This is a genomic window from Mycobacterium sp. NPDC050041, from assembly GCF_049541695.1.
Taxonomy (GTDB): Bacteria; Actinomycetota; Actinomycetes; order Mycobacteriales; family Mycobacteriaceae; genus Mycobacterium.
In genome coordinates this window covers 54353-67021 of record NZ_JBMVDG010000008.1, presented here as the reverse complement: position 1 = coordinate 67021, position 12669 = coordinate 54353, and the positions used below count along the sequence as shown (strand labels likewise).

11 protein-coding genes and 1 pseudogene are annotated in these 12669 nt (G+C 69.9%); 2 read left to right on the top strand and 10 right to left on the bottom strand.

All coding sequences use genetic code 11. The annotated features are described in order from the left end of the window. The first annotated feature begins 147 nt into the window (after positions 1 to 147). Positions 148 to 945: an enoyl-CoA hydratase/isomerase family protein gene (locus tag ACPCHZ_RS22335; protein ID WP_423486747.1), complete on the top strand. Its 798-nt coding sequence runs from the start codon at positions 148 to 150 to the stop codon at positions 943 to 945. Between the two features lie 4 nt (positions 946 to 949). Here ACPCHZ_RS22335 and ACPCHZ_RS22330 read toward each other — a convergent pair whose 3' ends face one another. The 9 genes and pseudogenes from ACPCHZ_RS22330 to ACPCHZ_RS22290 all read right to left on the bottom strand — a co-directional run bounded on the left by ACPCHZ_RS22330 (position 950) and on the right by ACPCHZ_RS22290 (position 10517). After that, positions 950 to 1498, bottom strand: coding sequence for an isochorismatase family protein (locus ACPCHZ_RS22330; protein ID WP_423486746.1), 549 nt, complete (start codon positions 1496 to 1498; stop codon positions 950 to 952). Between the two features lie 34 nt (positions 1499 to 1532). Next, positions 1533 to 2657 carry a GGDEF domain-containing protein gene (locus tag ACPCHZ_RS22325; protein ID WP_423486745.1) on the bottom strand — a complete coding sequence of 375 codons (1125 nt, stop codon included), beginning with the start codon at positions 2655 to 2657 and terminating at the stop codon, positions 1533 to 1535. Positions 2658 to 2767: 110 nt separating this feature from the next. Next, on the bottom strand, positions 2768 to 4105 hold the full coding sequence (locus ACPCHZ_RS22320; RefSeq protein ID WP_423486744.1) for a hypothetical protein: 1338 nt from the start codon (positions 4103 to 4105) through the stop codon (positions 2768 to 2770). Then, on the bottom strand, positions 4102 to 4542 hold the full coding sequence (locus ACPCHZ_RS22315; RefSeq protein WP_423486743.1) for a hypothetical protein: 441 nt from the start codon (positions 4540 to 4542) through the stop codon (positions 4102 to 4104). The genes ACPCHZ_RS22320 and ACPCHZ_RS22315 overlap by 4 nt, the downstream gene beginning before the upstream one ends. Before the next feature lie 175 nt (positions 4543 to 4717). Continuing rightward, positions 4718 to 6571: a hypothetical protein gene (locus tag ACPCHZ_RS22310; protein WP_423486742.1), complete on the bottom strand. Its 1854-nt coding sequence runs from the start codon at positions 6569 to 6571 to the stop codon at positions 4718 to 4720. A gap of 99 nt (positions 6572 to 6670) precedes the next feature. After that, on the bottom strand, positions 6671 to 7849 hold the full coding sequence (locus ACPCHZ_RS22305; RefSeq protein WP_423486741.1) for an alcohol dehydrogenase catalytic domain-containing protein: 1179 nt from the start codon (positions 7847 to 7849) through the stop codon (positions 6671 to 6673). Between the two features lie 79 nt (positions 7850 to 7928). Next, positions 7929 to 8728 (bottom strand): annotated as a pseudogene (locus tag ACPCHZ_RS22300) (DUF427 domain-containing protein). Positions 8729 to 8737: 9 nt separating this feature from the next. Continuing rightward, positions 8738 to 10120, bottom strand: a complete 1383-nt coding sequence (locus tag ACPCHZ_RS22295) for an acyl-CoA dehydrogenase family protein (protein WP_423486740.1) — start codon at positions 10118 to 10120, stop codon at positions 8738 to 8740. Positions 10121 to 10223: 103 nt separating this feature from the next. Then, complete coding sequence (locus ACPCHZ_RS22290) at positions 10224 to 10517, bottom strand: hypothetical protein (RefSeq protein WP_423486739.1); 294 nt, start codon at positions 10515 to 10517, stop codon at positions 10224 to 10226. Between the two features lie 169 nt (positions 10518 to 10686). Here ACPCHZ_RS22290 and ACPCHZ_RS22285 point away from each other — a divergent pair, with 169 nt between their 5' ends. Next, positions 10687 to 12309 (top strand): PQQ-binding-like beta-propeller repeat protein, encoded by a 1623-nt coding sequence (locus tag ACPCHZ_RS22285; protein WP_423486738.1) that lies wholly within the window; start codon positions 10687 to 10689, stop codon positions 12307 to 12309. A gap of 63 nt (positions 12310 to 12372) precedes the next feature. On the opposite strand, the gene ACPCHZ_RS22280 is transcribed toward ACPCHZ_RS22285, so the two are convergent. After that, positions 12373 to 12666, bottom strand: coding sequence for a hypothetical protein (locus tag ACPCHZ_RS22280; RefSeq protein WP_423486737.1), 294 nt, complete (start codon positions 12664 to 12666; stop codon positions 12373 to 12375). Positions 12667 to 12669: the final 3 nt, after the last annotated feature.

Below are 12669 nucleotides of genomic sequence, written 5' to 3'. Positions count from 1 at the left end.
CGGCCGGTGGGGCGGGCTTGCTCGAGCTGGCTCGGACCAAAGTGCACTCTCCTACTTCCCTGGATTGACCAAGGCGACGATACGGGTCCCCGTGATGCGGGAGCATCACGAGCGTTCTTCCAGCCGTCCCGCTCCGGAGAGGAGTCCATGGTGTCGAGCCGCCCCGACCAGCCCCGTTACCGCACGTTGCTGGTCGACGTCCACGCCGGTGTGGCCACCATCACCCTTAACCGGCCGGACCGGCGCAACGCCGTCGGTGACGGGATGCGGGACGAACTGGCTGAGGCCTATACCCGGTGCGACGGGGACGAAAACGTGCGCGCGATCGTGCTCACCGGGACGCCTCCGGCGTTCTGCGCGGGTGCCGACCTGGCTGCGGGCGAGGACACCTTCACCGCCCCGGGGCCGGTATTCAGCGCGGCCGGGATCGACGTGCCGGCGTGGACGCTGAGCAAACCCGTGATCGCGGCGGTCAACGGTCATGCGCTGGGCCTGGGGCTGACGCTGGCGCTGCAGTGCGACATCCGCATCTTCGCCGCCGACGCGAAGTACGGCGTCGTGCAGGTGCGCCGGGGAGTGGTGGGTGACGCCTACGCGCACTGGGTGCTGCCCCGGCTTGCCGGGATCTCCGGCGCTGCGGAGATCCTGCTCACCGGCGCGACGTTCGACGGCCACCGCGCGGTCGAACTGGGCCTGGGCAGCCGGGTGCTCGACGCCGCCGAGGTGCTGCCAGCGGCGCTGGCGGTGGCACGCGACATCGCCGAGAACACCGCGCCGTTGTCGGTGGCCGCCAGCAAGCGGCTGCTGTGGGACTCCTTCGATCTCGACCGGGACGCCGTCGGCGCCCGCGAGACGGAGATCCACCTGCGGCTGATGGCCCACGACGACGCCCGCGAGGCGATGCGCGCGTACCTGCAGCAGCGGCCGCCGCGCTGGTCGGGTTGACCGGTCAGGCCACTTCGACGCCCGCCCCGCGCAGCGCGTCGACGGCCTCGGCGGTGGTCGTCGGCGCCACCCCCGCGGTGAGATCGAGCAGCACCCGGGTGGTGAAGCCGGCGGCTGCCGCGTCGGCGGCCGTGGCCTTCACGCAGTAGTCGGTGGCGATGCCGACGACGTCCACGGTGTCGACGTCGCGGGCGCGCAGCCAGTCGGCGAGCGGGGCGCCCGCGGCGTCGGCGCCCTCGAAGCCGCTGTACGCCGCGGAGTAGTGGCCCTTGTGGAACACCGCCTCGACGGCGGACGGGTCGAACGCGGGATGGAAGTCGACGCCGGGGGTGCCGACGACGCAGTGCGGCGGCCACGAGTCGCGGAAGTCCGGGTTGTCGGAGAAGTGCGCTCCCGGATCGATGTGGTAGTCCTTCGTCGCGACGACGTGGTCGTACTCGTGTGCGCCGAGCAGTTCGGTGATTCCCCGCGCGACGGCGCCGCCGCCCTCGACGGCCAGCGACCCGCCCTCGCAGAAGTCGTTCTGGACGTCGACGATGATCAATGCCCGCATCCTGCAACGGTATCCCCGCACCGCGGGGCGGCGCTCAGAAGCGCGGCGGTTCGTCGCCGCCCTCGCAGGCGGTGAGGGTGGGGCACACGATGTAGTGCGCCTGGTTCCCGCCCTCGCGCCGGGCCTCGCCGACGGCCGCGCGGGCGATGCCGATCAGCTCGGTGAGCACCTCATAGGGCGGGTGCTGGGCGAGCCCGCGCATCGGCGTGCTGACCACACCGATGCTGGCGCTGGTGCGCGGTGGCGTCACCTTGATCGCACTGCGGACCCGCTCGACCAACGGCGAACTGTCGGTGGTGGGAAAGCTGTCGACGATCAGGAACTCCGAGTCCGGAACGTGGGCGATGACGGCGTTCTGCCGGGTGGTCTCGCGCAGGGTCTGCCCGACGGCGACGCGGGCCTGCTCGCCGGAAACCCTGCCCTCGGTCTGCGTCAGCAGCGCGTAGCTGTCCAGGTCGACGACCACGATGACCAGGTAGCGGTCGTCGTCCCGGTTGCGGGCGGCGATGAACGCCGAGGCGGTCCGGTAGAAGGCGTCCTCGTTGAGCAGGCCCGTCAGCGGGTCGATCTCGGCGTTGTGGACGTTGATCCCGAGCAGGTGCACCAGGGACTGGCAGGCGAACGGCGTGCCGAAGTTGACCAGCACCAGGAACAGCAGCGTCGAGCAGGCCAGCGCGGTGTCGCCGGTCTCCGCGAGGCGCACCGCCAGCACTCCGGCGGTGGCCGAGGAGATGACGAAGTTCAGCGCCATGTAGCGCGGGGTGTGGAAGAAGGCGATGTAGCCGGCGAGCACGGCGAAGGCGGTGGCGCCGAACATCCCGTTGAACGGGTCGGCCTGCACCAGGCACGCCGCCGAGATGCAGGCGGCCACCACGACCACGAAGAGCGACGACTGGGTGCGGCTGAGCCAGCCGTGCAGCAACCAGGTCGCCGCCAGCGCGAGCAGACAGGTGGCGACGATCAGCGCGACGGTCCACCCGACGCGGCCCTGCGGGCCTGCCGGGCTGGCCAGCGAGACCAGCACGACGCCGGCGAAACCGGCAAGAGCGAAGGCGAACAGCCGGCAGGTGCTGAGCTTGGCGCCGCGGGCGGCCAGCATCGCGGTGAGCCAGTAGTAGTGGTCGGGTTGGCGCCACCAGTCGCGTACCGCGCTCGTCATACGGACCTCCCAGTCGGCGCCACGTCCCGCAACAGCTCCGAGATCGTGGTGTGCTCGGGCGGCCCCGGTGACGACGCTACCAAGAAACCCGTACCTGCGGTATGTCGAAATCAGCCGCCGAACAGCAGGTACAGCCCCATGAACGTGTAGCCGACCATCACCAGCATCATCGCCAGCTGGCCTGTCAGCTGGTGGGCGCGCGGCAACAGCCGCAGCGCCCGGTCGTGTGCGGCGATCACGCCGGCGATGTGTCCGGCCACCACGAAGCCCACCTTCAGCGTCGCCAGCACGGCGGGGTGCATGGACAGCAGGTAGCTCACCTCGGCATCGCCGAGCCCGAGCAGATTCCAGCCGCGGTCGAGCGGGTCGGCCAGCCGGATCACGGTCTGCTGTCCGCGTTCGATCAGGTAGGTCAGGTAGTGGGCGAAGATGTAGCCGATCACGATCGGGATCAGCGAATGCGCCATCAGCCCGGGCAGCCTGCGGCGCAGCGCGCGGTCGACCCCTCCGGTCGCGCGGGCCGCGAGCCAGAACGTGCCGGCCACCACACCGGCGAACACCAGCAGGCCCGCGGTCCGGACCAGCGTCGCGGCCGCCGCCGACGACGTGTGGTCGTCGACGAACGTGCGGAACGCCGGCGTCGCCGAGAAGCTGTCGAAGGCCGTCGAGCCGAGCAGCACTGCGAGCACGGCGACGGTGCCGCCGCGCACCGGCAGCGTCAGCAGGTGGTCGAACGGGTTGCCGATCGCGATGCGGCCGGTGTCCCGGACGCGGTGCATCGGGGAGAGCCGCGACGCCACCACGCTGTAGACCTCGAACGGGTCGGCGCGGGCCGGCCACTGCGGCCCCCACCACAGCGTGCCGGCGACGACGACGGCGAGGTAGATCAGCAGCCAGGTGCGGATCGCCTGCAGCGAACCGGGATCGGCGCTGGCCAGCTCCAGCCACACGAACGCGAACAACCCTGCGGCCGCGGGCCAGTACCCGAGCCGCTCGGGATAGGGCCTGCCGGTGCGAGCGCGCCTGAGCGTCGCGACGCGGAAGGCGCAGCGCACCGGCGACACCGCCCGCCACACCGGCCCGATGAGCAGCGACAGCGCGGGCACGCCCACCCAGATCAGCACGTAGAACACGCCGGGCAGTGGGTTGTCGGCGCCGTCGGGCCCGAAGAACGCGGCCATCGCCACCCAGCCGGTGAACGCCAGGGCCGCCGCCGCCAGCACCCACCGGGTGGCGGGCGCGTCCACCGCCGTGGTCACCCACTGCGGCAGCGCCCGGCCCGGCTTGTCGGGGTCGAACCGAGGTGTGCGCCATGCCAGCGCGACGACGGCGAAGGTGAACGTCAGCGCCCACGCCGCGCCGATCAGCGCATAGGTGAACGGGATCGGCAGGTCGGTCGAGCCGCCGAGGCCGTGCGCGAGGATCGCGGTGGAGGCGCCCGCCGTCACTGCTGGACTTGGATGGTCGCGACGACCTTGCCCGCGTCGTGCAGTTCGATGTCGACGTTGCCGGGCACGTCGACGGTGAACTGGAACTGCTGACCCGGCCTGGCCTCGACCGGGAAGCTGTGCTCGGGCACCGAGTGCACGTGCAGTTCGTCCGCAGCGTCGCTGTCCACCCGGATCACGATCGGCTGGCCCACCTTGGCCTGCAGCGCGGCGTTGGTCGGGGTGACGTCGACACCCTGGATCTTCACCTCGATCGTCAGCCGCTCGGGTGCCTGCTGCTGATCGGTCATGTCCGAGGGCGCGACGGTGGTGACCGACGGGCTGCTCGACGCGGCGGCTGTGCTGCCGCCGCCGTCCGCTCCGTCGCCACCGCCGCCGCACGCGGCGAGAAGGGTTGTCGTGGCTGCGAGTACAAGAGTTCTGCTAAGCGCTGTCACGGTCACCCATCTTGGTCTGTCGCGCCGATCCCTTCACTGTGAGGCCCGTCTCCTCTGCGCCGGTTCTTCACCGCGATGTAGATCACCACCGCGGCAACGATGAACGCGGGTGTCAATGCCGGCAATGCCAGCCACACCGAGTGGTCAGCGAGCAGTTGGACGTCGGGCCGACCCGTCATGCCTGCGCTGAGGGCTGCAGTTCGGCGTCGCTGTCGGACGGTTCGCTGTTATTGATGCGGCCGCCACCCCAGGTGATGCCGGAGATCATCGCCAGCGTGCAGAACAGCACGATGAGGCAGCCGATCAGCCACAGCGACTGCGGGATGTCCGGGCTGCGCTCGCGCTGCAGGATGGTGATCTCCGAGACGAACGGCCGGGTGAACTGCGGATCGGCGCGCACCTCAGGTGCCCCGATGCCCGGGTCGCCGGCCAGGTAGATCGGCACGGCGGTGAAGGTCTTGCCGTCGTGCACGCGCAGCAGAGTCTTCCATTCACCGGCTACCGGCATCGGCTTGGTGGACACGTAGTGGCCCGGACCGACCTTCTCGAGATGGTCGATGAACTGGCCGCGCTCGTTGGGCAGGCCGCCCTGCCAGCCCAGCACCGACACCCAGTTCGGGTCGTCGCTGACGACGTCCGGCGGGTTGAAGCGCACGTCGGCGGTGACGTAGCGTTGGCCGTTGACGGGCGGGGCCTCGGCGAGTGTGAACGCGGCGGTGGCGTTCTGCGGCACGTCGTAACGCAGGCCGTTCGCGGCCGCCCCGCCGATGGCGAGCACGGTCAGCGCGACGAGACCGGCGCCGATCGCCCGGCGCGGCAACTTCTGGGCGGTAAGCACCATGCCGACCATCGCGCCGCAGCCGCCGGTCAGGACAGCCACCGGCACCGTCATCGCCAGGGCCTCGGTCCAGATGCTGGTCGGCCACGAGTAGGCGTAGACGGAGTTTATCCACAGCGACTCCAGCCAGATGCCGACCGTCCCGATGCCGAGGCCGGCGACGAGGCCGAACACCACGGGCCGCCTGAGCAGGGGCGTCAGCGCGAGGAGTTCGACCACGATCGCGGCGCCGAGGTAGAGCGGGAACCAGTTGACCGGCGCGTCGAGCACCGGGGTCACGATGAGGGCGACGATGCCGCGCAGTCCGATCGCCACCAGCGCGGCGATCAGCGCGGCGCCGCGACCCATGAAGATGCGGGCGCCGACCAGGGCGAGCGCGGCGGCGGCGGCGATCAGCATCGGCTGGAACGCCTGCCGGAACTGCGGCACCCCGAAGTCGAACTCGATCTGGTAGACGGATGCGCCGATCAGGACGCCGGCGAATGCGAGGTACTGCACGAACTTCAGCCCGAAGCCGTCGGGTCCCGCGTCGGCCGGACGGGCCTTGCGGCCCTCGTGCTCGAGGTACAGCGCCGCCAGGGTGGAGAACCCGGCGCCACCGATCATCATTAGGTGGGTGGGGCCCCACAGCGTGACGTCCTGGCCGAAGATGCGGTGCCAGATGTCGTCGAGCGGGAAGCCCAACAGCGCATAGAGACCGCAGCCGGCCATCACGATGCCGCCGACCGGGGCGTACCAGTGGTCGGTGATCCGCACGGCGGCCGGTCCGGGCCGCTTCCCGTCCAGCGGCAGCACCATCGCTGTGCAGCCCGCGACGAAGATGCCGAACAGGCCGATCAGGATGAAGTAGTGGGCCGGGTTTGCCAGCGCGCCGTCATCGCGACCGTTGCCTATGTGCAGGCTGACGTCCCAGATGAAGCCGAACAGCGCGCAGATGATCGACGAGATGAACATCGCGACGGGCAGTGCCACCCACGACGGGCGCTTGAAGCGGTGCCCGCTCCAGTCGGCCAGCTTCCTGAGCCAGGTGATCTTGTGTTGGCGGTGCATCCAGCCGATCCAGAGCAGCACCGCCGTGACGACGCCGCCCGTGGCGGCTAAGCCGATGATCTCGTTGATGGCGGCGCCGCCGCCCTCAGAATTCTGGGCAGCCAGCACCGAGACGCTGGAAACCTGGTCGAACAACCCCACTGTCATCTCCCCAAGTCGCGCGGACCGAACCTACCGCTGGGTAATATTGCCAGAGACGGCCGACCCGAAACCAGGGGTACCGGGTAATTCATCCGGCGGTCACGGCTGCAGGACGACCTTCACCATCCCGTCCTCCTTCTTCTGGAACGTCGCGTAGGCGCCCGGCGCGGCATCGAGCGGCAACCGGTGCGTCGCGAACGACTCCACACCGAGCGGGTCGTCGGCGGTCAGCAGCGGCATGATCTCCGGCACCCACCGCTTGACGTTGGCCTGCCCCATCCGCAGCTGGATCTGCTTGTCGAACAGGGTCTTCATGTCGATCGGGTCGGCGACGCCGCCGTACACCCCGCTCAACGAGATGGTGCCGCCGCGGCGCACCAGCGAGATCGCGGAGTTCAGCGCGGCCAGCCGGTCCACCCCGGCGTTCTTCATCACCAGCCGGCCCACCGGGGCGGGCAGGAAGCCGCTCGCGGTCTGCGCCGCCTCGGCGATCGGCGAGCCGTGCGCCTCCATCCCGACGGCATCGATCACCGCGTCGGCGCCGCGGCCCTCGGTGAAGTCGGCGACCACGGCGTTCGCGTCCTCGCTGCGCATGTCGACCACCTCGGCGCAGTACGGCCGCGCACGGTCCAGCCGTTCCGCGACCCGGTCGACGCCGATCACCCGGCAGTCCTTGCGGTGGGCGGCGATGCGGCACGACATCGCGCCGATCGGCCCGAGACCGAGCACGACGAGCGTGCCGCTGGCGGGCACCTCGGCGTACTCGACGGCCTGCCACGCCGTGGGCAACACGTCGGACAGGTAGACGTAGCGGTCGTCGGGCCCGTCGTCGGGAACCTTGATGTGGGTGTACTGCGCCTGCGGCACGCGCAGGTACTCGGCCTGTCCGCCTGCGACTTCGCCGTAGAGCTTCGAGTAGCCGAAAAGCGCTGCGCCGGTGCCCTGGTCGCGGTTCTGCGTGGTTTCGCACTGGCTCTGCAGGCCGTGATCGCACATGAAGCAGGCCCCGCAGGAGATGTTGAACGGGATGACCACCCGGTCTCCCACGTTGAGGTCGCCGACCGAGCTGCCCGTCTCTTCGACCACGCCCATCGCCTCGTGGCCGAGGATGTCGCCGGGGCTCATGAACGCACCGAGCACCTCGTAGAGGTGCAGGTCGGAGCCGCAGATGTTGGTGCTGGTGACCTTAATGATCGCGTCAGTCGGTTCCTTGATGATGGGGTCGGGCACCGTGTCCACGGACACCTTCCGCCTGCCCTGCCAGGTGACGGCACGCATACGTCCTCCTCCGAAATCTCGTCCTGATCTCTCTCGGAGTGGCATGCCCGCAATGCGGTGCCCCAAACGGGCGGCGGGGTCAGCTCCAGGGGGTGGTCGGGCGGTCGCGGCGGTGGCCGTCGACCACGACGTCGACCTTCTCGTCGAAGAAGCACACCCGGTCACGCACCGGTTCGGCGTCGTGCAGCGGGTCGGGATAGGTCCACGCGAGGTCGCGCGGGCCGCCCGGCAGGGAGAAGTAGTGGGCGCGGCCCTTGTACGCGCAGTGACTCGCGGTGTCGCTGGGCTCCAGATCGGCGGTGACGTCCTCGCGCGGCAGGCAAAACCGCACCGGCAGTTGCGTCTCGAAGAGCAGCATCGGCCGGGTGGACTCCGCGAGCCGGGTGCCGTCGAGTTCGACGACCACGTGGCGGTCGCTGCGCAGCACGTCGATGCGGCTGAACGGATCGTGTGGGTGCCCGACGATCGGCTCGTCCTCCTCACGCCACTGGAAGGTGTCGAACTGCAGGATCACGTAGCCCTCGAGGTAGGGGTCGTCGGGGGTGAAGGCCGCGGCCGCGCCGGTCTGGTCGCCGGCAATCACGTCGTACGGCGTGCCGGCACAGCTGTGCGAGACGAAAGGCACCGACGGATCGAGGACGGGCGCGCGGTGTCGTCGTCGATCCCCGATTCGGCGCCCGCCGGAACCAACTGGGCGGCGAGGTCGGCGACGGGGACGGCGTAGGCAGGCACGATGCGGCGCGGCTCCCACACCAGCCGGGCCCGGGAGGTGTCGGCGACGGGCTCACCGCCGAGCGACACCCGCACCCGCTTCTCGGTCGGCTCGAAGCGCAGCGCCCCGATGTTGCCGCCGATAGCGTCCAGCATCCGAATCGCCATGAAGTGCAGCTACTTCCGCGGCGGCTGGAGCACCTTCATGGCCAGCCGCATCACCGGGTCGGGGACGCGGTCCTTCGCGCCGAGGGCCGCGTCGGCGGCGCGGCCGCGCAACGGCGTGCCGCGGCCGAACCACCGGTTCAGCGGCCCGCCGGTCGGTTCGAGGTCGACGTGCAGGGGTGGCGCACCGTCGGCGGCGCCGAGCGCACGGCCGATGACCATCCGCTGAATCTCGCTGGTGCCCTCGAAAATGGTGTACAGCTTGGCGTCGCGGTACCACTTCTCCACCGGGTGGTCGGTGATGTAGCCCCACCCACCCATGGTCTGGATGGCGCGCTCGGTGGCCTTGACTGCCACCTCGCTGGCGGCGAGCTTGGACATCGAGCCCTCGCCGCGGTCGAACGGCACACCGGTAGCGGCCATCCACGACGCCCGCCACGTGAGCAGCCGCGCCGCGTCGATCTGGGTCGCGATGTCCGCGATCGGGAACGAGATGCCTTGGTTGTCGATGATGGGCGCGCCGAAGGCCTCCCGCCGGTTGGCGTACTCGGTCATGTATTCCAGTGCGGCACGGGCGATTCCGAGCGCCTGCGCGGCCACCATCGGCCGGGTCTGCTCGAAGGTGCCCAGCGACGCCGAGCCGGACCGGCGGGCGCCCTCGACGGCCTCGCGCGCCTTCTCCAGTTTGTGCTCGAGTTTCTCGTTCCCGCCGAGCAGGTTCTCGCCGGGCACGCGCACGCCGTCGAACTTCAGCTCGGCGGTGTGCGACGCCCGGCAGCCCAGCTTGTCGAGCTTGCGCACCAGTTCCAGTCCGGGTGTGCCGCCGGGGACGATGAACATCGCCTGCCCGCGGTGGCCCAGTTCCTGGTCGACCACGGCGTTGACCACGTGGACGTTGGCGATGCCGCCGTTGCCGATCCACATCTTGTGACCGTCGATGATCCAGTCGCCGCCGTCGCGACGCGCCGTGGTGCGCAGGTTGCGGACGTCGCTGCCACCCTCGGGTTCCGAGATGGCCAGCGCGGCGAGCTTGAGATCACCCGGAGTGCCGAAACATTCGGGCGCCCACTGCAGCATCTGCTCCGGCGATGCGGCCTGCCCGATCGCCGAGAGCGCCAGTGCGGGCATCACCACGGCCAGCCCGATGCCGGCGCAGCCCCAGAACAGCTCCTCCATGAACATCGGCAGCGACAGCCCGGTGGGGTCGCCGATCAGGTCGCGATAGAACAGCGGGCTGTAGAAGCCGCGCTGCGCAGCCTCCTCCAGCACCGGCCACGGGAACTCCTGGCGCTTGTCGTACTCCTGCGCCACAGGACGGATGCACTGCTCAGCGAACTCGTGGGCGCGCCGCGCGAGGTCGTGCTGCGCGATGGTGGGCGTCAGGTCGAAGGTCATCAAGCGACGGATTAGCCGCGCAGCGTCGCCGCGAAACCTCGGACCACGCGACCCGCAACGACGACGGCCCCCGGATTGCTCCGGGGGCCGTCGTCGGGGGGTGTTACTTGACGTCGATGGTGACCGTCGGGCTGAAGTTGTTGTTGTTCTTGTCGTTGGAGCGGATCGCGTTGGGGCGGATGCTGGCGTTGGGGCTGACCGAGACGACGCGGGCTTCGTCGAGGGCGACGTCGTTGAGGCGGTTGACCTGAACGCGGTAGCCCTGCGAGCGGAGTTCTTCGATGGCTTGTTCGGCGTTGCCGGGGCCGGTGGGTGCGGCGGCGGCGGGGCCGGCGAGGCCGACGAAGGCGGCGGCGAAGGCGCTGGCGGCGAGGGTGGCGAATCCGAACTTGTTCATGGTCTTGCTTCTTTCTTAGGTGTTTCTCGTTGTGGTCTGACAGTTCAAACCAGCAGGTCAAGCGTTTGATTTCCGTTGGCAGGGATTGGCCGACCGGTGGCAGGAAGTGATCGGTCGACGCCCGATTTCGGTGTCATCGACGCTCACGCGTCGCCCCTACGATCGATGCGTGGGCAAGGACTTCCCGGCGGGCGCGCGGTGGCGTCCCCGCGCGCTCGGCGTCGCTGTCGGCCTTGCGGTCTCGGCGGCGGCGCTGGCGGTCGCCGGTCTGGGGGTCATGTGGATCATCCGGTCGTCGGGCGACGTCACGACGCATTCGCTCAGCACCATGGGCATCATCGCCGCGGTCGCCGGGGGATGGGCGTTCATCGCCGCAGTGCCGCGACTGATCGGCAGGGACTCACTCGCGACCGGCCTGATGAAGGTCGCAGGCTTCGTCGCCGCGGCACTCTGCGCCTGGGCGCTCTGGATGGCGTTCGGAGTGTTCGGGGCCCGGGATGCGCTGCCCTTCGTGGACAGCACGGGCGCGAGCATCCTCGCGGTCGTCGCTGTGCTGTGTGCCGTCGTGGCGACGGTCTCCGCCCTCGCCTCGACGGCCGTCGCCGGCCCGGTCAGTGGCAGAGCCGCGTGGTGCGTCGCCCTCGTCGTGGTGGTCGTCGTTCCCGTCCTGAGCTACCAGAGCGTTGCGGACCACCGCAGCGGCGTGTGGGGTCCAGATCTCATTGCGACGCCCACTCCGCCCACCGAGGCTCCGAACGCGGTCGGCCCCGTCCGCTACGAGATCCCGCTCGACGACGGAGAGAACCTCCCCGAGGTCTACGGCGTCGGCAACGGTTTCGTCGTGGACACCCGTAGAGAGATCACCGCCTACGACGGTGCGACCGGCGCGAAGCGCTGGCACGCCACCGGTTATGGAACCAGTGGACGACTCCTGGTGGTGCGCCGCGATCGGGACGACCGGACGGGGATCGTCGTCGTCTTCCTCTATCACGGGATCATCGCGTTCGACGGCGGCACCGGCGAGGTGCTGTGGCGTCGCGAGTACAGCAGCGGCGGGGACGTGACCGCGGCGACCGGATCGGTCGACGCACTCGGCATGGCCGTCTTCACCGCCAACGCACCCGTGAGCGGATCCGATAGCCGCACCCGCTTCCACTCTCTGGACCCCGCCACCGGACGTGAGCGTTGGAGCCAGTCCATCTCGTGCAGCAATCCCACTCTCTCGCCCGGCACCCCGGGCCAGTTCGCCTACGACTGCTCGAAGCCGACGCTCATCGACGCGCACACCGGCGCCTTCACCGATGTGCCCGGTGAATACGCGCCGAGGGCGGGCACCGACGTCTACGCGTCGTCGTTCACCGAGCGGGACGATCGCGGGTCGTCGACGGAGAAGACCATCGTGATCGACCCGAGCGGGAAGGTCGTCGACGAGATGTCAGGTGCCGAAGTAGTTTCCGAAGCCCACGATGGCTTTCTGCTCGTCCACAGTGGCGGCGCCTGGATGATGCGCGATTACCGCAGTCACCAGTCGGCACCGGTGCCACTCGATGCGATTCCCGTCCCGGACAACTACATGAGGCCGAACACGGCCTGGCTCGGCGACAGACTTCTGATCGCGGCGCAGAAGCGCGATGCGCCGCTGTTCCTCATCGACCCGGCCCGTCCAGGTGAGCAGCCGCTGCGCACCCCGTCGCCGTGCCCGCGCGATGAGACCATGCGCGACCTGCAGGTCGTCGCCGGCGCCGTCGTCGCGCAGTGCGAGACCTCTCGCGTCGTCGCCCTCGTGCCCTAGCGCGACCCGCAACGACGACGGCCCCCGGGTTTTCCGCGGGCCGTCGTCGTGTGGGGTCGGGTGTTACTTGACGCTGATGGTGACGGTCGGGCTGAAGGTGGAGTTGTCCTTGTCGTTGGAGCGGATGGCGTCGGGGCGGATGCTGGCGTTGGGGCTGACCGACACGACGCGGGCCTGGTCCAGTGGTACGTCGTTGAGGCGGTTGACCTGAACGCGGTAGCCCTGCGAGCGCAGTTCTTCGATGGCTTGTTCGGCGTTGCCGGGGCCGGTGGGTGCGGCGGCGGCGGGGCCGGCGAGGCCGACGAAGGCGGCGGCGAAGGCGCTGGCGGCGAGGGTGGCGAATCCGAACTTGTTCATGGT